Here is a 19,404-nt window from a genome sequence, read left to right on the forward strand (position 1 = left end):
CATGGATAACGATAGCCGCGCCAGCGTGCTGTACGTGGACGATGAAGCGCTCGCCTGCAAGTATTTCGAGCGCGCCGTCGGTCCCCGCTACCGCGTGCTGACGGCGCAGAGCGTCGATGCGGCGCTCGCTCTGCTGCATGACGACGCCGGCCAGATCGACGTGCTCGTCACCGATTACCGCATGCCGGACCGCCTGGGCAGCGAATTGCTGCAGGAAGTGGCGCAGCGCTATCCGCACATCGTCTGCATGCTGGTGACCGCGTATGCGGACAAGGATGTGCTGCTCGAACTGATCAACGGCGGCGCGGTGTTCCGCTTGCTGGAAAAGCCGCTCGACTTGCCCGCCATGCAAACGGCGCTGCAACTGGCTGTGCAGACGGGACGCGAGCGCGCCGCGCGCCGCCAGGGCCTGGTGGCGATGGAGGAATCGCTGGCTTTCCTCGCGCATGAATTGAACACCCCGCTGGCGGCCATCGCCAATTTTGCGCGCGGCATCGCGCGGCGCGCGCAGGCGGACGCGGCCCCGCAGGCCGAGATCGGCGAAGCAGCCGCCTTGATGCACGACAATGCGCGCTATTGCCTGTCCGTCCTGGCCAGCTTTATCGACACGGTGCGCCTGGCCAGTGCCGGGCCGGGCATGCAGGGCGGACGCCGCGCCGGCAGCGCGCGCCAGCTGCTGGCCGCCTTGCTCGACAGCTATCCCTTGAGCACGGCCCAGCGCGCCGCCATCACGGTGGACGTGGGCGACGATTTCTCCATTGCCGAGTCCCCCAATTGCGTCGCGCTGATTTTATCGTCCGTGCTGGCGAATGCCTTGCGCTCGGCCGGTGAGCAGGCTCATCCGGCGATCGGCATCCGCATCGACGCCGGCCGCATCAAGGTGCGCGACAATGGCGCCGGCATCGCCCCCGAGATCGTCGAACAGCTGTTGATCGACCCCGTCAGTGCCAACGGCGACGAAGGCAAGGGCTGGGGCATGGTGTTTTGCCACCGCATGATGCAGTCGTTCGGCGGCAATCTCGACATCGCCACCGAGTTTGGCACTTCCACCACGGTAACCCTGAATTTTCCAGTACATATAAGGAACGAGCATGATTGACGCCAATCTGCGTTTACCGGCTCAGCGTGAGCCGGCGCAAGGCTTGCCGACGATACTCTATGTCGATGACGAGGCCAACGCCCTCAAATACTTCCAGCGCGCCATCGCGCCGCTGGCCGACGTGCTGACGGCGACCTCGGTCGAGGAGGGCAAGCGCATCCTGGACGAGCAGGCCGACCGCATCGCCGTGCTGGTGTCGGACCAGCGCATGCCGGGCGCCTATGGCAACGAGCTGCTGTCGTACGCCTGGGACCGCCATCCGCACATCGTGCGCATCCTGACCACCGCGTATTCCGAGCTTGAGCACACGGTGGAAGCCGTCAACCAGGGGCAGATCCACCGCTACATCCAGAAGCCGTGGGATATCGCGGCCCTGCGCATGGAACTCAAGCAGGCGCTGGAACTGGCGCGGCTGCGCAACGAGCACGCCCAATTGCTGCGCGAAAAGCTGATGGTGCGCCAGCGGCAAGCCGTCGCCAACCGCATCGGCAGCCTGTACGCGTTGTGCGCCAGCCTGGCCGGTCCGGAACAGCAGCTGCCCGTGGAAGCGTATTTGTCGGCGGCCCTGACGGCCGGCGTCACGCCGCCGGAGCCGGACTGGTTGTTGATGGATTATGCCGACCTGGTCAGTTCAGAAGCCTTCCGCGGCACGGCCTTTGCCGCCGCCGTGCGCCAGCAGCTCGACACGCTCGAGCGCGAGCATCCGGGGCGCGGCGTGGAACAGGCGATCGACATGCTGCTGCCCGTGTTCGGCGCGGCGCTGCAAAACCAGGGCGGCACGGCGCTGTTCCTCGATGGCCGCCTGCTGACGGAATTCCTGGAAACGCCCACCACCACGCCCGTCTCGGCCATTCACTCGTTCTGGCTGGCCAGCTTGCTGTGGCTGGCGCGGCGCGGCTGGTCCTTGCAGCTGAGTAAAACGGAAATGGGCTTGCAGGGCAAGGTGGTGCAGGCTGAACCGGCGCTCACGCCGGACCACCTGGCGGCCTGGATCGAGCAGTTCTGAGCCGGCTGCCCCGCAAGGGGCGGCGCCAACGACAACAGGGCCGCGCGGCCCTGTTTTTCATCGCGACGGAAAAGGCTTAGCGCTCTGCCGCCGCCTTCAGGTTGTTCAAGCCCTTCTCGAAATCCTTGCCGATCATGGTATCCATGCTGACGAAGACCGTCATGACCTTGCTCACGTAAGGGCTGGGGCCTGTCATGGTCCAGTTTACCTTGGTGCTGTCGCCTTCTTGTGTCATGGCAAACGTGGTGGTGTTATGGCTTTCGAACGGCTTGAGGAAGTCCAGCTTGATGACGGTGCGTTCGGGCTGAGCCGCTTCCGTGATTTCCATGCGGCCGGCGCCCACCTTGTCATTACCCGTCCACGCATATTGCGCGCCCAGGCCATTGGCGGGGCCCGTAAACGTGCGGCGCATGGCCGGATCGAGCTTTTCCCACGGCGACCAGGCGGCCCAGTAGTGGAAGTCCGTGATCAGGGCGGCGATTTTCTCGGGCGGTGCCTTGATGGTGATTTCGCGCTGGACACTGAAGGTGTCGGGTTTGGTGGTGGCATAGCCGAGGATGGCGGCGACGACGACAACGATCAGCAGCAGGGTTTTTTTGATCATATGCTCTCCAAATCTTGAATGGTCGATGCGAACGAATCAAGGCAATCTTAGCAGATATGAATGGCTGTGCGCGGCCTGTTGGCCTTTATTTGCGCCAGCTCTGCACAGGGCCGCCCGCACGCCCGCCTGCACGCCCGTTCGCCGCCGCGCACGCCAGGTTTGTGCCGGTTTGTGGCGAGGGCCGCCGTCCGCTAGAATGCTGGCCTGCAAAGATTTCAGAGGGAAATATGTTTCAACGATCGATCGCCAGGCTGACCCTGGCGTGCGGCTTGCTGGCTTCCGCCTTTGCCGCGAACCTGGCGCATGCCGATGCCTGTCCCGCCCACTACGTCGATGGCCGCAAGCCGGAAATCACCAACCCCAAGCTGGACGTGGCAACCAGGGAGCTGTGCTACAACGTGTTTGGCGTGATGCATTCGGGGATTACGCGCACGCCGCTGTGGTCGGCTGAACACTTGACGGCGAACAACCTGGAAGCGGCGCAGGACTTGTCGCGCGAAAATTCCTTCCATGCCGAGCGCAAGCTGCCCGCCGCCCAGCGCGCCGAGCTGGCCGATTATGCGCGCAGCGGCTTCGACCGTGGCCACATGGCGCCGAACGGCGACATGCCGGACCGCCAGAGCCAGCGCGACAGCTTTACCCTGGCCAACATGGTGCCGCAGGATGCGCGCAACAACCGCTATGTGTGGGCCGGCATCGAGGGCGCCGTGCGCAAGATGGCGAAGAAGGAGGGCGACCTGTACGTGATCACGGGTCCGGCTTTCATTGGCGGCAACCTGCGCAAGGTGGGAAGAGTCATTGTGCCCAGCCATCTGTACAAGGCCGTGTACAGCCCGCGCCAGCGCGCCGGCGCCGCCTACTTCATTGAAAACGTCGATACCAAGGCGTATGAAGTGCTGAGCATTGCGCAACTGGAAGACAGGATAGGCATCGATCTGTTACCGTCGCTGACGCGCCAGCAAAAGTTGCGCATGCTGAGTTTGCCCAAGATCAATAGCAAGTCGAAAAAATAATCCCTTTGAGAGGAAATCCCATGTGCGCAAAGAAATTCGTCCCGTACGCCAATGAAAGCGATGTGCTGGAGATCGGCAGCCTGAGCATCGAAAACAGGATCGACCGCATCAGCATCAGCGGCGACATCGACCTGACCCTGGACAAGCCGGGCCTGGCGCTGGCGAAACAGCTGCAAAAACTGCTGGGCGACGTGGTGGCGCAACTGGAAAAGCAGGAATTGCCCGACCAGCTGCCGCCGCCCGAAGTGACGTCGGTGGCCAATCCCTTCGAGTGACGCTGGCGGGGACGTCTACGGCGCCGCCTTGGCGGCGCGATAGTAGCCTTTCCTGTTGATCTCTTCCGGCGCGTTCGCCACTTCATACGCGGTCAAGGCGATGGCGATGGCCGAGTATTGCTGCGCCGCGCTGAAAGGCTGCACGTTGTCGTAGGTGTCGAGCACCGTGTGATGCACGCGCGCATAGTCGAAGTCGCCGAGCACGGTAAATTTCGGCGTCGGCACGCCATGCAGGCTGAAGACGGCGTCATCGCTGCCTGCCCGCGCGCTCATCGCCTTGCTGGCGTCGCGCGGCACGTCATTGATGCTGGCGGCGAAGCCGAACACGGGGTGGATGTCTTGCAGGGCCAGCTCGACCCGGCCAAACACGCTCTTCCAGGCCGAGGGAATGGCGATGCCGTCGATGGCGCCGGGCCGCCCGTCGCGGTTGAGCATCATGACGATATGCTCCAATTGCCCCGCATGCCGCTCGGCGAACGCGAACGATCCCTTGCGGCCGATTTCCTCCGCGCCGAAGGCCACCAGCATGATGGTGCGGCGCGGCTTCGCCCCGGATAGCGCCAGGAGGCGCATCGCTTCGAGCATTGTGGCCACGCCGCCGCCATTGTCGGCCGCGCCCGTGCCGCCGTCATAGCTGTCTAGGTGGGCGCCGATCAGCACGATTTCCTCCGGCTTTTCCGTGCCCGGAATGCGGGCGACGACGTTGTGATACGTCACCGGGCCCGGATAGAACCAGTTGCGGACGTCAAACTCCAGGGTGACGGCTTCGCCGCGCGCCAGGCGCTGGCGGATGTCGGCGTACTGAGGCGCGGCCAGCTTGATGTCGGGCAAGGTCGGCAGGGCTGCCCACGCGGCGGGCGCGGCGCTGGCGGCATACAGCGGTTCTTCGCCGGACTGGATGGTGCCGAGGGCGCCCGCCTGCAGCAGCACGCGGGTGATGGCCCTGGGCTGGTGGATGGTGCTGCCATCGCGCCCGCCGCCCCCGTTTTCACCGCCGATCAGCACCCATTTGCCCTTGAATTGCGCGGCGCGCGCCTGCGCCTCTTCCAGGGTGGCCGGTCCCATCATGGCCAGGCCCCGTTGCACGCCGCGCGTGCCGGCCGAATAGGTGGGCGTCGCCAGGCGCAGCGGCTGTTCCTCGGGCGCCAGCATCTTGCCCGACCACGGGCCGCGGTTGAAGCCGACGGGCATCTGGCCCGCTTCTTCCAGCTCCGCTTGCACGCCCCATTGCCGCAGTTGCATGCGCGCCCATTGCGCCGCATGCGTGTAGGCGTCGCTGCCGGCCATGCGGCCGCCGAAGCGGTTGCTGAGGATGTCGAGCCAGTCCATCGCGCGCGGCTCGCCGGTGCCCAGCGCCACGATCCGGCGCGCCGTGGCGTCGTTGGACGGCGACGTGGCGGCGTCGATGCCGGCATTTCTGCCGGACAGTGTGGCGAGGAAGGCGGGCAGCCTGTCTTGCCGGCGCGCCGCCAGCGCCGCATCCAGCTTCGCGGAACGGTTCAGCTTATTCTGGCGCAACAGGGTTTCGTAGGCGCGCAGCACGCCCTGCATGGCCGCCAGGTCGCTGGCGCTCTGCTGCCCAGCCTGCTCCGGGTGTTCGATCTGGAAGGCCATCGCGCTGGCCAGGTATTGAAAGACCGTTGCCTCGCGGATGGCCGGCCGGCCGGCGATGGAGAGCCAGTTTTCCAGCGCGCTGGCCGGTAAGGTGAAGTCGGGAATCGCTTCTATCCATGCGCCCAGCCAGGCGCCGTCGCGCTGTTGCACGGCCAGGGGATCGCGCTGCGCCTCGTTCGCCATCCGCACCACGCGCGCGCGCTCGGCCGGCGTGGAAGGGCCGCGCGCGGCGCCGCTTGCCGCTGGCGGTGTGGCCGGCAGCGTGGGCGGCACATAGCGTTCCGTGAGCCGCGTGCCGCTCACGGGCTTGGGTTCGTTCTCATCGGTTTCGACCAGGCGCTCGCCGCTCAGCACGTTGCCCTTGGCTTGCAGGGTCCAGCGTATCGTCACGTCGGTGCTGATCTCCTTGCCGTTGCGCCCCGTGCTGACGCGCTTGCCTCCATGCCGGAAGACGGCGCCGGCGGGGCCTGCCGTGCCGCTGACCGTGCGGGGCGGCGTGAGCTGGCCCCGTTCGTCGAGCCACGCGATCGTCGCGCGCAAGCCGCCTTGCTCTTCGCTGATGTCGAGGATGCCCGTGTCGATCAGGTCGACCTCGACGCCATTCGTCGTGGTCGTGCCCGTCGCCGTCTGGAATTGCCACTGTCCGGCGAGGGCCGGCGCTTGCGCGTACAGGGCGCCCGGCAGCGCGGCAGCGGCGAGGAAGCAGGTGGCGTAAAGGTGGGGATGGAACAGGTGCATGGTTGTCCTTGTCATGGTTTTCACTCGGGAAGAGTCGAAAAACAGTATGGGGATAACCAGATTGCCAAGATGCTACTTTCCGACCAAGGCCGGGATTTGCGGAATGAAGGCGGGTTTGGCCGCGCCGAATGCCAGACCAACCCCATCCGGCAAGCTGCATCGGACGAGGTTGATCTGGCACAAACTTACCTGGCGAAGGCCTGTGCCGCCGGCGTGACGGTGACGGCCGCCGGCTTGATGTCCAGCTTCATCGCGCCGATGACCTTGTCTTCATCGAGCAGCGCCTGCGGCTTGTTGCCGTCGTACTTGATGGGAGAGAACGCGTCGCTGACGAGCTTATCCTTCAAGCCGGCCGCATCCTTGGCGACGATCACCACGGACAGGTTCTTCGCCGACAGGTGCTGCTGGATGGCGCGGTTGACGTCGGCCAGCGTCAGTTTCGACAAGCCATCACGCATCAGCTTGGTAAATTCCGGCGTGCCATACCATTGCGAATCGAGCGCATAACCGAGTTGCTGGTCCTGCGTCGACGTCATGACGAAGACGTTCTTCATCAGGTAGTCGCGCGTGGTGGCGAAATCGTCCTGCGTCAAGCCGTTGTCGACCAGCTTGCCCAGTTCCGTCAGTGCCACGCGCAGGGCGAAATGGGCGTTGTCCGGCGCCACGGGGCGGATCCAGATTTCGAACAGCTGCGCCTTGCGGCCCAGGTTCGGGTTCGGGAAGAACTGGTACATGCCGCGCGGGAAGGCTTCGATGTATGCGTAATCGCCATAGTTCATGCCGCGGATTTCACGGATGCGCTGGTACAGGTAGGAATTCGAGGCGCGGTGCTCGCCCAGCCACGTCTTCGCCAGCCACAGGGCGGGGAAGTCCGGGTGCGTGCGCGTCACGTCCAGCGGCAAGCCGAAGGAAATGGCCGTGGCGCGCGTGTTTTTCTCGATGATTTCCACTTCCAGTCCCTGCGCCTTGCGGCCCGCGGGTTTCACGGTGGCGGGCAAGCCGGGGCCGGCCGGCAAGCTTGCCAGCGCCTGCGTCAGCGAGGCCGTCATGGCGTCCGACACGTCGCCGGAAATGCCGACCTTGACGGCGCCTTGCGCATACGCGCTCTTCCAGAACTGTTTCACGTCGTCGAGGGTGATGGCGTCGATGCCGGCGACCGTGCCCAGCACGGGGTGGCCGTACGGCGTGCCCGCATACACATTCGTTTGCAGGCGTTCCTTGGCGAATTCCTCTTCGTTATTGTCCTTCAGGTCCAGCAGCAGCGCGTTCTTTTGCGCATCCTTCAGGCGGCGGAAGTCGTCTTCGCGAAAACCGGGCGAGAGCAGCAGCGGCAGGGCGATGGCGTTGAACTGGGTCCAGTTATCCCGGTGGATGGAACCCGTAAACGTCGTCATTTCCTTGTCCGTCTGCTGGCTGAAACTGCCGGCCAGCGGGAACAGGGCCTGGTTGACTTCGTCGATCTTGCGCTCGGACGAACCACCGGACGCTACCATGGACGCCGTCAGCGCGGCCAGGCCTTCCTTGCCTTGCGGGTCTTGCGCGGAACCTGCCGTAAACAGCAGCTTGTAGCGGATTTGCGGCAGCGCCGACTTTTGCACCAGCACGTCGAACTTCGCGGTCGGGGCGGCCGGCAGCCGGCTGGCCAGCGTTGGCGTGGCGGCGATGGCGGCTGCCATCGGCTGGTGCGACAGGGTCGTCACCACCAGACCCTCGTCCGTCAGGTATTTGCGCGCGGCCGCCTGCAGGTCGGCCGGCGTGAGCGTATCGATCAGGCGGTAGTACTGGTTGATGGTGGCATACGAGCGGTCGAAATGCACGAAGGACGCCAGGGTGCCGGCGATCTGTTCCGTGTTGTCGAGCGAGCGGATCAAGCCGTATTTTTCCGCCGACTTGGCGTCCGCCAGGTCTTTCTCGCTGACGGGCGTGTCGCGCAGCTGCGCCACGGTGGCCAGAATGGCGTCGCGCACGTAGACGGCGTCGTCGATGTTCTTCACGCGCGCGCCGATCACGGCCAGGGTCGGGTCGACCCGGTCCGGCGTCATGTCGAACAACTGGTCGACCTTCTGTTCGTTCTGCACCAGGCGTTTATACAGGGGAGAGGTGCGGCCGAACGACAGCGACAGCAGGGTGGCCAGCGCCGCCTGGTCCTTGTCCTTCACGGAAAACGCGGGTGCGTGGAAGCCCACGGCCACCCACGGCAGGGTCGGCGTGGGCCAGGCCACATGCTTGTAGACGGGGCCGTGCGGTTTTGGTTCCACGGGCACGGCCGCCTGCTGCTTGCCGCGCTGCCAGCTGCTCCAGTATTTTTCCACCAGCGCGATCGCTTGCTGCGGCTCCACGTCACCGGCGATGATGATGGTGGTGCGCTCGGGACGGTACCAGCGGTCGAAGAAGATCTTCGAATACGCGTACTGGTTCGGCATGTCCTCGATGTCCTGGATGAAGCCCATCGTCGTGTGCTTGTAGGTATGCGTCGTGTAGGCGCTGTCGCGCATCACTTCAAACAGTTTCGACACGGGATTGGCGCTGTTCTTGTTGTACTCGCCCAGCACGGCCCGCGATTCCGTCTTGAACGCGTCTTCCGCGTAATCGAGGTGCTGGAAGCGGTCCGCTTCCACCTTCAGCACGGTTTCCAGGTCTTGCTTGGCAAACGTCGTGTGGTAATTGGTCAAGTCGTCGCTCGTATACGCGTTCTGGCGCGCGCCGGCGCGGGTGATGACTTCCTGGTATTTCTCGGGCGGATAAGCCTTGGTGCCGCGGAACATCATGTGCTCGAAGAAGTGGGCGAAACCGGACTTGCCCGGCTCGACTTCGTTGCGCGAACCCGTCTGCACGGGAATCTGCAGCGAGACCAGGTTCGGGAAGCCGGTCGGCACGATGATGATCTTCAAGCCGTTGGGCAAGGTCTTTTCCGTCGCCTTGAATGGCAGCAGATCGGCCTTGCTGGCCGCGGCGCCATGGGCGGCGGCCGGTTTGACGGGCGCGGCGCCCAGGTTCGACGCGGCCATGGCCGACAGGGCCAGGGCGAAAGCGGGTAATAAAGCGGGCATGATTCTTGACACGAAGGCTCCTTCTTTTTTGGATGTTATGAAAGTGCAACGCCGCAGCATAGAATATTCGTGCCGCCCTGCATAGGGGCTAACAGTCGGGCCGCAGGATGCGCGCCGTCAAGTGGGCGAGGAAGTCGCGTTTGGTGGGCAGGAGCATGCGGATGTGCACGACGTCGTGCACGGCGTCATGTCAATCCTGGTCGAGGCGGGACAGGGAGTCTTCTTCGGATACCACGTCGCCGCGTGCGATGTCCTGGCTGCCTACGTGAGCGTCGTTTCCGGCAGGCTGATGCGGTTGCGGCCCAGGTGCTTGGCGCGGTACAGGGCGCAGTCGGCCGTGTGGATCAGCTGTCCCAGTTCCGTGCCGGGGCCGGGCAGGGCCGTGGCGGCGCCGATGCTGACGGTGACGCAGGCGCCGTCCGGACGCTTGCGCGGCAGTTGCAGCCGCTCCACGCGCTGGCGGATGCGTTCGGCCACGATGGCCGCGCCCTTGAGCGACTGGTTTGGCAGGATCACGGCAAATTCCTCGCCGCCATAGCGGGCCACCAGGTCGTTCGTGCGCATTTCGCTGGCCACGGCGCCGGCCACCTTGCGCAGGCACAGGTCGCCGCCCTGGTGGCCGTGGCTGTCGTTGTATTCCTTGAAATTGTCGACGTCGACCATCAGCAGCGACAGGGGCTGGCCCTGCCGCTGGGCCCGCTGCCACTCGGCCAGGATGGTGTCGTCGAAGCAGCGCCGGTTTGCCAGGCCCGTCAGGCCGTCGCGCGTGGCCAGGCGTTCCAGTTCCACGTGCGCGCGTTTTTCATCCGTCATGTCGCGCAGGGTTTCGACGACGGCGATCAGCTCGTCGTGATTGCCATAGATGGGACTGGCATCGACGGCCAGGTAGCGCCGCCGCCCCGTGCGCGGCATGTCGCACCAGTTTTCCGCGCACAGATTGCCGCCCGTGCTGCTGCGGTATTGCTGCTGGGCGTGCAGCGCGCGCATGTCGCCGCCGCGCCCGGCCAGCAGCAGGTCGGCCAGGGTGGGGCGCTCGTCGTTGTAGAAGCAGCGGCCCGGCTCGCGCGTGCGCAGCACTTCGGCCGCCGGCACGCCCGTCAGCTGCTCGCAGGCGCGGTTCCAGATCATGACCTGGCCATGCACGTCGAGGACAAAGGTGGGCACCACCAGCAATTCCATCATCTTGACGGCAAAACCCTGGGCTGCATCGCAGGGCGATGCGCTGGCATGAGCATGGCTATCCGGCATGTAAGCATCTTTCTTGGGGTGAATGGGGCTGGCTCGTTGGCCATGATGCAGCGCAGCGGGGCGGAAGGTGTTGATATTGAGCAATATTTATGGCGCCACGATCAGTCGTGCAGCAGGGGCGCCTCCTCGCAGGCGGCCAGCGGCAGGGACAGGCGCAAGGTGGTGCCGGCGCCGCTGCGGCTTTCGATGTGCAGGCTGCCGCCGGCGGCGGCCACGCGCTCATGCATGCCGGACAGGCCGCAGCCGAGGCGCGGTGGCGAGCCCGACAGCCCGACGCCGTCATCGCTGATGCGGCATGCCAGGGTGGCTCCCGCTTGCAGCAGGCTCAGCTGGACATGCGTGGCGCGCGCATGGCGGGCGATGTTCGCCAGCGCTTCCTGCAGCACGTGATACAGCAGGGGGCCGTGCGCGCTGCCGGCGGCGGCGTCGAGCCGGTAGTCGCAGCTGCAAGCGATGCCCGTGATGCGCTTGAAATCGGCCAGCAAGCCGTCGCACGCCGCTTGCAGGCCCGCGTCGAGGGCGGGCGGGCGCAGGTCGTGGATGACGCAGCGCAGCGCCGCGATGCTGAGGTCGATATTGCGCGCCATCATGGCCAGTTGGCGCGCCAGCAAGGGGGCGGCGTCGTGCGTGCTGGTCTGCAGCATGGCCAGGTCGATTTTCAGGGTCAGCAGATGCTGGCCCAGGTCGTCGTGGATGTCGCGCCCGATGCGCAGGCGTTCCTGCGCGCGCGCCTTGTGCTGTTCGCCGGCCAGGCGCGCCTGTTCCGCCTCCGCGCGCAACTGTTCCAGTGCCTGCAGGCGCAGCGCCAGGCGGTGCTGGCGCCACAGCAGCAGCGCCAGCGCACCGAGCAGCACGGCACAGGCCAGCATCAAGGGGGAGGGCGTGCCGGCCGGCTGCATCGGCCCGGCGGCATGGCCGGCGTGCAGGGCCGCGAGTGCGGCCGCCGCCAGGCAGGCCAGAATACTCAGGCGGTACGGCGGGCGTAGCCAGCGTCGCAGCATGTCCATGCTCCCTCAATGTTTTCCATCAGGCAATGTTCTTACAGAAAATATATTAACTTGAGATCATTTACATTGTCTAAACGCAAAAGCCGCGCAGTTATGCCTGCCCATGTCGATTTCCGGCCCCGGACGCCGCAGCGGCAGGCGGCGGGCACGGCATTTGCACGGGAAGTGTCGCGGCGGCATATAATAGAGGGTTGTCAATCGGCTTTTGCGGTAACGGCGCCACGCGCCAGCCCCGATGCGTTCGCCCTGCGCGATGACGCCAGCCAGCTCTTAGGAAATACAGTGACTTATAGCATCAAAGAGATTTTTTATACCCTGCAGGGCGAAGGTGCGCACGCGGGCCGTCCGGCCGTGTTTTGCCGCTTTTCCGGCTGCAACCTGTGGACGGGCCGCGAAAGCGACCGCGCCACGGCCGTGTGCCAGTTCTGCGACACGGATTTCGTCGGCACGGACGGCGAACTGGGCGGCAAGTTCAAGACGCCGCAGGAATTGGCCGCGCTGATCGACAGCCTGTGGCCCGCCAGCTACGCGCCCAGCAAATACGTGGTGTTTACGGGCGGCGAACCGCTGCTGCAACTGGACACGGCCCTGATCGACGCCATGCACGCGGTGGGCTTTACCATCGCCATCGAAACCAATGGCACCTTGCCCGTGCCGGCCGGCGTGGACTGGATCTGCGTCAGCCCGAAGATGGGTTCCACCCTGGTGGTGCACAAAGGCAATGAAATCAAGGTGGTCATTCCCCAGTTCCAGCAAGACCTGGCCGCCTACGAACAACTGGACTTCGAGAACTTCTTCGTGCAGGCGATGGACGGCCCCCTGGCCGCGCACAACATGAAGCTGGCCATCGAAACATGCAAAAGCAACCCGAAGTGGAAGCTGAGCCTGCAAACCCATAAACTCCTGCAAATCCCTTAAAACAAATAATATGCTGACTATCACACGCAAGCTCGAATTCGACGCGGGCCACCGCATTCCCGACCACAAAAGCCAGTGCCGCAACCTGCACGGCCACCGCTACACGGTGGAAATCACCCTGGTCGGCAAGGTCATCGAAGCGGAAGGCAATTCCGACAATGGCATGATCATGGACTTTTCCGACGTGAAAACCCTGGCCAAGCAGCACCTGGTCGATGTGTGGGACCACGCCTTCCTCGTCTACGAAAAAGATACGGCCGTGCGCGACTTCCTGGCCAGCCTGCCCGACCATAAAACCGTCGTCATCGACCGCATTCCGACCGTGGAAAACCTGGCGCGCATCGCCTTCGACATCCTCAAGGCCGCATTTACCGACCATTTCGGCACGGGCTTGCACCTGCATAAGCTGGTGCTGCATGAAACGCCGAATTGCTGGGCAGAAGTGACCGATGACTGAAACGCACGCTAGCGCGCAGGACGCGCGCTACATGCAGCTGGCCCTGGAACAGGCCCAGCACGCATGGGACCTGGGCGAAGTGCCCGTCGGCGCCGTCGTCGTCAAGGATGGGGTAGTCATCGCCGTCGGCTACAACCAGCCCATCGGCCGCCACGACCCCACGGCGCACGCGGAAGTCATGGCCTTGCGCGCGGCCGCCGAAAAACTGGGCAACTACCGCTTGCCCGGCTGCGAGCTGTACGTGACGCTGGAACCGTGCGTGATGTGCTCGGGCGCCATGCTGCATGCGCGCCTGGCGCGCGTCGTGTACGGCGCGGGCGACCCGAAGACGGGCGCCTGCGGTTCCGTGCTGAATCTGTTCGAACAGCCGGCGCTGAACCACCAGACGGCCATCGCTGGCGGCGTGCTGGCCGATGAGTGCGGCGCTTTCCTCAAGCGTTTCTTTGCCGAGCGCCGCCGCGCGCAGGCGGAAGCGCGCAAGCTGGCCCATCCTCCGGCCTGATTTCGCCCCAGACAGGGCAGGGCCGCCACGGCCTTGTCCCGCGTGCCAGCCATGCCAGCCACCCCGGCTGGCATTTTTCATAACTGTTGCGAAATAACATCTGTCTAGACCACTTTGCCATTCTCAAATGAGAATGATTCGTGTTACAGTATTGTTTTCGCCAGCAAACTTTCCTTATGCATCGTTAACACTTTCGTTATCGATCCGGGTTCAAGAGCCAGCCTTTACTCTTCCACCGGATCATCATGACTACTGTGCCTACGCAGCGCCTCGCTGCACCCGTCGTATCCCCAGCTCACCTGCCTGTCCGCCGCCATAACCTGGTGCTGCGCGCAGCCTTGCTGGGCCTGTTCGCCGCGCCGCTGCTGCCCGTGGCCGCGCAAAACGCCGCCATCAATGCAGGCACGGCCGCGCAGGAACCGGCCAAGCTGCCTGTCTTCCCGGAAATCGTCGTGAACGCCAAACAGGATTACGAGCGCCGCGCGGGCACCAAGACGGTGATCCGCAGCGATGACCTGGAGCGCCGCAACGTGACGGACATGGCCGGCGTCGTGCGCTATCAGCCGCTGATCAGCACGTCAATGGCGGCCTCGGGCGGCGGCGGCATGTGGGATGGCGCGGGCAATACCGGTTACAACATCCGCGGCCTGGAAGGCAACCGGGTCAGCCTGGAACTCGACGGCATTTCCCTGCCCGACGCGGCACCCAAGCCGGACAGCACTAACATGAACGCCTTCGGCATGGGCCGCGATTATTTTGATCCAGAAACTTTCCGCGAAGTGCGCATCGATTCGGGCACGACGGCCGTCAGCGGCGCCAATCCCGGCCTGGGCGGCGGCGTGGCCTTCATCACCAAGTCGCCCGAAGATTACCTGGGCGAAGGGGTGGACCATTACGTGGCGTATAAATACGGCCGCGCCACGGTGGACCGCAGCAATGCGCATACCCTGACGGGCGCCGCCAAGATCGGCGCCAATCTGCAAGGCCTGGCCGTGTACGTGCACCGCGATGGCGAGCAGCTGGACAGCCGCGGCAGCGCCACCGTCAACCCGGATGACTGGCATTCGAACGCCTTGCTGTCGAAGCTGGTGTGGGCCTTGCCGGGCGAACAAAAGCTGGACTTGACGGTCGACATGTTCGAACGCAAGAACAAGCGCGACCTCAACAATAAAGTCAGCGCCATGTACCCGGACGGCGTGCAGCAGGATTCCACCACCAAGCGCACCCGCGTCAGCCTGGGCCACGAGGTGGTGCTGAAGGATTTCGCCCTGTTCGACCGCCTGACCTCGAAAGTCTACCTGCAGAATGCGAAGATCGAGGACAAGAGCAAGGGCCGCTATGTTTACCGCGGCAACTCCCAGCGCGCCATCGACACCAGCTTCAAGAATGACAGCATCGGCCTGAGCTCGGAAGCGTTCAAGCAGCTCAATGCGGACAACGCGCTGCTGTACGGCGTGCAGCTGGAACAGGCCAAATCGCGCCGGCCCTGGATGGAAGACCGCACCCTCATCGCCACGGGCGAGCACCAGATCACGCGCAAGAACCGCATGGCCGACATGGATGCCACCAAGCTGGCCCTGTACGTGCGCGACGACCTCAGTTTCGACCTGGGCGGCAAGAAAGCCGTGCTGACGCCGGGCCTGCGTGCCGACTACCGCAAGCTGGAGCCGAAAAACCTGCAGAACTACCTGATCGGCGTGCCGAATGCGGCCAAGGAAGTGCGCAAGGAGAGCGATTCCTACTTCACGCCGAGCCTGAGCCTGTCCGTGGAAGTGCTGCCGCAAATGCAAGCCTACGCCACGTTCACGCGCGGCACGCGCCTGCCGACGGCGATCGAACGCACGGGTACCTATGATTCCATCAGCTATACGGGCACGGGCAATGGCTATGCCGTGCTGGGCAATCCGAATCTGGGCAAGGAAACCAGCAAGGCATATGAACTGGGGCTGAAAGGCGACGTGACCAGGGGCTTGAGCATGCAGGCGTCCGTCTACCAGACGGAGTACAAGAACATGATCGAGTACGTGGCGCAAGAGCTGGATCCGGTGAATTACCCGACCCTCACCCTGGGCCTGTTCCGTCCGGAAAACATTGGCAATGCGCGCACCTGGGGCGCCGAGCTGAGCCTGCGCGCGGAGCTGGGAACCTGGTTGCCGGCCATGCAGGGCTACCGCGTCGACCTGGCCACGGGCGTGGCCAAGGGCCGCTCCTTCAATACCCTGACGGGCGAGAGCGGCGGCTTGGCCTCGGTGGCGCCGGCCAAGACGGCGCTGACCTTCGGCTATGACCATACGAACAAGTTGTTCGGCCTGGAACTGACGGCGCTGCATGCCGGCGAGAAACAGGCGCCGAACGATTTGCTGATGGGCGGGACCGCGCCGCTCTTCAAGGTGCCGTCGTACACCATCTTCGACCTGTCGACCTACTGGAACGTGCACAAGAACGCCAAGATCATCGTCGGCGTGTACAACTTGACGGATCGCAAGTACTGGGATTACGCCGCCGCGCGCAGCCTGGCCGCCGGCACCACGGCTGCCAGCCGCCTGGAGATCGAGCGCTACGCCAAGCCGGGCCGCAACGTCGCCGCCAGCCTCAGCGTCAACTATTGATTTTTACCGGGGAGGGGTGCTTGCCCCTCTTTTTTTCCATGTTTGATTGAATGGTCTCTCTATGAAGTTATCCAAACTCGTTCTATCCCTGCTAGGCAGCCTGCTGATCGCAAACGCATATGCGGCCCCAGCCACTTTGGCGGAACGCTGGTTCACCTTGCGCACGGAGCAGCCGAAGCTGCAGATCCGCGACGCGGCGCGCGCGCTGGGTGTATCCGAAGCGCAATTGCTGGCAACCAACATCGGCAAGGGCGTCACGCGCCTGCAGGCCGACGGCAACCAGCCGCGCGAAATCATGCGCGCCGCGCTGGACCTGGGCATCGTGCAAGCGATCACGCGCAATGAAAACGGCGTCATCGAAACGACGGGCGTCGCCAGCAAATTCAAGCAGGCGGGCGACAAATCCGAGCAGGCCGACACCAAGGACCCGGAAACGCAAGCGCGCCAGCGCAATATCGCCGGCGGTTACCTGGGCGGCCAGATCGACCTGCGTTTCCACTTTGAAAACTGGAAATACGCATTTGCGGTAGAACAAGCAGGCCGCGATGGCAAGCCGACGCGCAGCCTGCAATTCTTCGACGCCAACGGCACGGCCGTGCACAAGATCTACCTGCGCAATGAGCCTGGCGTGGCCGTCTACGATAAATTGGTGGCCACCTTCCGCATGCCCCAGCAAAGCGCGGAGCTGAACGTGCTGGCCGTGGCGCCGAAAGCGGCGGAAAAGCCGGATGCCGAGATCGACGTCAAGGAATTCCAGCTGGCCTGGAAAGACATGACGGACGTGCACCAGTTTGCGCAAATCATGCGCGAATTCCACCTGTCGCGCGAACAGGCCCTGCGCCTGGCGCCGGCCGGCGTGGTCGAGCGCGTGACGCCAGCGGCGCTGCGCACCCTGCTGGAAAACGCGGCCAAGGACAAGGTCGCCATCATGGTGTTCCTGGGCAATGAAGGCTTGACGCAGATCTACAGCGGCAAGATCGGGAAAACCATGGCCGCCGGCGGCTTCTTCAACGTGCTGGACCCGGACTTCAACCTGCACATCCGCGACACGGCCCTGCGCAGCGGCTGGATCGTCAAGCGCGGCGGCGTCACTTCCGTCGAGTTCTTCGACAACGACGGCACGCAAGTGGTCTCCTTCTTCGGCGTGCGCGAGCGCGGCAAACCGCAGCCGCAAAGCTGGGTGGACCTGGCCGATTCCTTGCCGAAGGCCAAGTAAGCAGTAGCGATGATTCTGCACGGTTGCCGCGCGCCGTACCGGCGCGGCAACACTTCAGCTTGTGTACCGCGTGCCGGTCTCATGTCTGAAGCACAATAGTGGTATGCTGATTGCAAGGCCGCAGCGATCGTGCCTGCGTGCTGGTTCCTGAAGAGAGGCAATCATGGCAACCATCATGGCGAACGGCCTCAACATAGCTTATGAGAGCCACGGCAACCCCGATGACCCGTGCGTGCTGCTGGTCATGGGCCTGGGCATGCAACTGATTGCCTGGCCGGCGGACTTCGTCGAAGGCATCGTCGAGCAAGGCTACCGGGTCGTGCGTTTCGACAACCGCGACAGCGGCCTGTCGAGCAAGATGGCGCTGGCGGGCAAGCCGTATCTGCCGCTGGCCTACGTGAAAAACCTGCTGGGCTGGCCCCTCAAGACTTCCTACACCCTCGATGACATGGCGGACGACGCGCTGGGCTTGCTGGCGTCCCTGCGGATTGCCCAGGCGCACGTGATCGGCGTGTCGATGGGCGGCATGATCGCGCAAGTGATGGCGGCGCGCGCGCCGCTGCAGGTGCTCAGCCTGACCTCCATCATGTCGAGCAGCGGCCGGCGCGGCTTGCCCGGCCCCACGCGGGCCGCGCGCAATGCGCTGCTGCAACGCCCGAAACGCAACGCCAGCCGCGCCGAACTGATGGCGCACATGGCCGCCACCGTGCGCGTGATCGGCAGTCCCGCTTATCCCGTGTCGGAAAAACTGCTGTACCAGCGTATCGAAGCGGCACTGCAGCGGGGCAGTTGCCCCGAAGGCGTGGCGCGGCAAATGGTGGCGATCGCCGCCTCGGGCGAGCGCACGGCCTTGCTGCCAAGCATCAGTTGTCCGGCGCTGGTGATCCATGGCGCGGCCGACCCCTTGATCCCCGTCGCCTGCGGCATCGATACGGCGGCGCTGATCCCCGGCGCCCGGCTGGAAGTGATCGAAGGCATGGGGCACGACATGCCGCCCCAGCTGATCGAGCGCCTGCTCGCCTTGATCGATGTGCATCTGCAAGGTAAGATGGCGCCCCAGATGCGCTCCCAGCCAGCTTGAGCCAGGCGCGCCCACCACTTGACTAGCCAGGCATATTTTGAAGACACCTGAGATTGGCATCGCCATCGTCGCGCCGGGCGGTTGTGCGCCCGACGAGGCGGCTTTGGCGCGCGGCATCGCCCGCTTGCAGGCGCAAGGCGCCACCGTCCACAATTACTACGACCCCGACCGCACATTCCAGCGCTTCGGCGGCACGGATGCGGGCCGCCTGGCGCAGCTGAACGCGGCCGCCGCCGACCCGGCCGTGCAGGTGGTGATCGCCTTGCGCGGCAGCTACGGCATCAGCCGCATCCTGCCCGACATCGATTTCGACCGCATGGCCGCCAGCGGCAAGCTGTTTGTCGGCTACAGCGACTTCACGGCCTTCCACATGGGCTTGCTGGCAAAAACGGGCCGCGCCAGCTTTGCCGGCCCCATGATCTGTGACGATTTTATCCGCGACGAGCCCGAGCAATTTACGCTGGATCAACTGTGGTCGTGCCTGGCCGGTCCCACGCACACGGTCACGGGCGCGGCGGCGGGCAATCCGCAGGTCGAGCTGACGGGAAAATTGTGGGGCGGCAACCTGGCCATGCTGGTTCACTTGCTGGGTACGCCGTATTTCCCCCAGATCGATGGCGGCATCCTGTTCCTGGAAGACGTCAACGAACACCCGTACCGGGTCGAGCGCATGCTGCTGCAACTGCTGCACGCGGGCGTGATCCAGCGCCAGCAAGCGGTCGTGCTCGGCGATTTTTCCGGCTATAAACTGAGCCCGATGGACAAGGGCTACGATTTCGACGCCATGCTGGCCTACGTGCGCGAGCGCCTGCCCGTGCCCGTGCTGACGGGACTGGAATTCGGCCACATCCGCCGCCGCGTCACCTTGCCGTTCGGCGGCCAGGCGCGGCTGCAATCGGATGCGTCCGGCTTCAGCCTGCAGGTGGGCGATTACCCGACCCTGGCGCGCGCCTGAGCGCCCTCGGTC

Annotated in this window: 16 protein-coding genes; 11 read left to right on the top strand and 5 right to left on the bottom strand. The window is 64.6% G+C overall.

Annotated elements, in window-relative coordinates:
* Position 1 precedes the first annotated feature (1 nt).
* Complete coding sequence (locus NCG91_RS03420) at positions 2–1,099, top strand: hybrid sensor histidine kinase/response regulator (protein WP_251348575.1); 1,098 nt, start codon at positions 2–4, stop codon at positions 1,097–1,099.
* Positions 1,092–2,105: a response regulator gene (locus NCG91_RS03425; RefSeq protein ID WP_251348576.1), complete on the top strand. Its 1,014-nt coding sequence runs from the start codon at positions 1,092–1,094 to the stop codon at positions 2,103–2,105. Before NCG91_RS03420 ends, NCG91_RS03425 begins: the two co-directional genes overlap by 8 nt.
* Positions 2,106–2,181: 76 nt before the next feature.
* Here NCG91_RS03425 and NCG91_RS03430 read toward each other — a convergent pair whose 3' ends face one another.
* The gene (locus tag NCG91_RS03430; RefSeq protein WP_077404908.1) at positions 2,182–2,709 is read right to left on the bottom strand and encodes an SRPBCC family protein; all 528 of its coding nucleotides are present in this window, start codon (positions 2,707–2,709) and stop codon (positions 2,182–2,184) included.
* A gap of 227 nt (positions 2,710–2,936) precedes the next feature.
* Here NCG91_RS03430 and NCG91_RS03435 point away from each other — a divergent pair, with 227 nt between their 5' ends.
* Positions 2,937–3,722 carry a DNA/RNA non-specific endonuclease gene (locus tag NCG91_RS03435; RefSeq protein ID WP_099667845.1) on the top strand — a complete coding sequence of 262 codons (786 nt, stop codon included), beginning with the start codon at positions 2,937–2,939 and terminating at the stop codon, positions 3,720–3,722.
* A gap of 20 nt (positions 3,723–3,742) precedes the next feature.
* On the top strand, positions 3,743–3,997 hold the full coding sequence (locus NCG91_RS03440) for a nucleotidyltransferase family protein (RefSeq protein ID WP_251348577.1): 255 nt from the start codon (positions 3,743–3,745) through the stop codon (positions 3,995–3,997).
* Between the two features lie 15 nt (positions 3,998–4,012).
* On the opposite strand, the gene NCG91_RS03445 is transcribed toward NCG91_RS03440, so the two are convergent.
* From NCG91_RS03445 to NCG91_RS03460, 4 genes are all read right to left on the bottom strand, one after another.
* Positions 4,013–6,349, bottom strand: coding sequence for a M28 family metallopeptidase (locus NCG91_RS03445; RefSeq protein WP_251348578.1), 2,337 nt, complete (start codon positions 6,347–6,349; stop codon positions 4,013–4,015).
* A 185-nt stretch (positions 6,350–6,534) separates the two neighbouring features.
* Positions 6,535–9,411, bottom strand: coding sequence for a M16 family metallopeptidase (locus tag NCG91_RS03450; RefSeq protein ID WP_251348579.1), 2,877 nt, complete (start codon positions 9,409–9,411; stop codon positions 6,535–6,537).
* 249 nt (positions 9,412–9,660) lie between these two features.
* Entirely contained in the window at positions 9,661–10,647 is a 987-nt protein-coding gene (locus NCG91_RS03455; protein ID WP_251348580.1) for a sensor domain-containing diguanylate cyclase, read from the bottom strand.
* Positions 10,648–10,748: 101 nt separating this feature from the next.
* A complete protein-coding gene (locus NCG91_RS03460) occupies positions 10,749–11,654 on the bottom strand; it encodes a sensor histidine kinase (protein ID WP_251348581.1) in 906 nt (301 codons plus the stop codon).
* A 282-nt stretch (positions 11,655–11,936) separates the two neighbouring features.
* Here NCG91_RS03460 and queE point away from each other — a divergent pair, with 282 nt between their 5' ends.
* The 7 genes from queE (at position 11,937) to ldcA (ending at position 19,392) form a co-directional block, all read left to right on the top strand.
* Complete coding sequence (queE, locus tag NCG91_RS03465) at positions 11,937–12,572, top strand: 7-carboxy-7-deazaguanine synthase (RefSeq protein WP_034785949.1); 636 nt, start codon at positions 11,937–11,939, stop codon at positions 12,570–12,572.
* 10 nt (positions 12,573–12,582) lie between these two features.
* The gene (queD, locus tag NCG91_RS03470; RefSeq protein WP_034755997.1) at positions 12,583–13,029 is read left to right on the top strand and encodes a 6-carboxytetrahydropterin synthase QueD; all 447 of its coding nucleotides are present in this window, start codon (positions 12,583–12,585) and stop codon (positions 13,027–13,029) included.
* Positions 13,022–13,531 (top strand): tRNA adenosine(34) deaminase TadA, encoded by a 510-nt coding sequence (gene tadA / locus NCG91_RS03475; protein ID WP_251348582.1) that lies wholly within the window; start codon positions 13,022–13,024, stop codon positions 13,529–13,531. The genes queD and tadA overlap by 8 nt, the downstream gene beginning before the upstream one ends.
* A gap of 245 nt (positions 13,532–13,776) precedes the next feature.
* Positions 13,777–16,140, top strand: coding sequence for a TonB-dependent hemoglobin/transferrin/lactoferrin family receptor (locus NCG91_RS03480; RefSeq protein WP_251348583.1), 2,364 nt, complete (start codon positions 13,777–13,779; stop codon positions 16,138–16,140).
* A 61-nt stretch (positions 16,141–16,201) separates the two neighbouring features.
* Entirely contained in the window at positions 16,202–17,356 is a 1,155-nt protein-coding gene (locus NCG91_RS03485) for a hemin-degrading factor (protein WP_251348584.1), read from the top strand.
* A gap of 163 nt (positions 17,357–17,519) precedes the next feature.
* Complete coding sequence (locus NCG91_RS03490) at positions 17,520–18,437, top strand: alpha/beta fold hydrolase (RefSeq protein WP_251348585.1); 918 nt, start codon at positions 17,520–17,522, stop codon at positions 18,435–18,437.
* 37 nt (positions 18,438–18,474) lie between these two features.
* Entirely contained in the window at positions 18,475–19,392 is a 918-nt protein-coding gene (ldcA, locus tag NCG91_RS03495) for a muramoyltetrapeptide carboxypeptidase (RefSeq protein WP_251348586.1), read from the top strand.
* Positions 19,393–19,404 lie beyond the last annotated feature (12 nt).

The sequence above is a fragment of the Janthinobacterium kumbetense genome (assembly GCF_023703445.1).
GTDB lineage: Bacteria > Pseudomonadota > Gammaproteobacteria > Burkholderiales > Burkholderiaceae_D > Janthinobacterium > Janthinobacterium kumbetense.

Bases quoted from the DNA above. Each gene is read 5' to 3' on its own strand.
- NCG91_RS03420 (WP_251348575.1), top strand. From the start codon at position 2: ATGGATAACGATAGCCGCGCCAGCGTGCTGTACGTGGACGATGAAGCG.
- NCG91_RS03425 (WP_251348576.1), top strand. From the start codon at position 1,092: ATGATTGACGCCAATCTGCGTTTACCGGCTCAGCGTGAGCCGGCGCAA.
- NCG91_RS03430 (WP_077404908.1), bottom strand. From the start codon at position 2,709: ATGATCAAAAAAACCCTGCTGCTGATCGTTGTCGTCGTCGCCGCCATC.
- NCG91_RS03435 (WP_099667845.1), top strand. From the start codon at position 2,937: ATGTTTCAACGATCGATCGCCAGGCTGACCCTGGCGTGCGGCTTGCTG.
- NCG91_RS03440 (WP_251348577.1), top strand. From the start codon at position 3,743: ATGTGCGCAAAGAAATTCGTCCCGTACGCCAATGAAAGCGATGTGCTG.
- NCG91_RS03445 (WP_251348578.1), bottom strand. From the start codon at position 6,349: ATGCACCTGTTCCATCCCCACCTTTACGCCACCTGCTTCCTCGCCGCT.
- NCG91_RS03455 (WP_251348580.1), bottom strand. From the start codon at position 10,647: ATGCCGGATAGCCATGCTCATGCCAGCGCATCGCCCTGCGATGCAGCC.
- NCG91_RS03460 (WP_251348581.1), bottom strand. From the start codon at position 11,654: ATGGACATGCTGCGACGCTGGCTACGCCCGCCGTACCGCCTGAGTATT.
- queD (WP_034755997.1), top strand. From the start codon at position 12,583: ATGCTGACTATCACACGCAAGCTCGAATTCGACGCGGGCCACCGCATT.
- tadA (WP_251348582.1), top strand. From the start codon at position 13,022: ATGACTGAAACGCACGCTAGCGCGCAGGACGCGCGCTACATGCAGCTG.
- NCG91_RS03480 (WP_251348583.1), top strand. From the start codon at position 13,777: ATGACTACTGTGCCTACGCAGCGCCTCGCTGCACCCGTCGTATCCCCA.
- NCG91_RS03485 (WP_251348584.1), top strand. From the start codon at position 16,202: ATGAAGTTATCCAAACTCGTTCTATCCCTGCTAGGCAGCCTGCTGATC.
- NCG91_RS03490 (WP_251348585.1), top strand. From the start codon at position 17,520: ATGGCAACCATCATGGCGAACGGCCTCAACATAGCTTATGAGAGCCAC.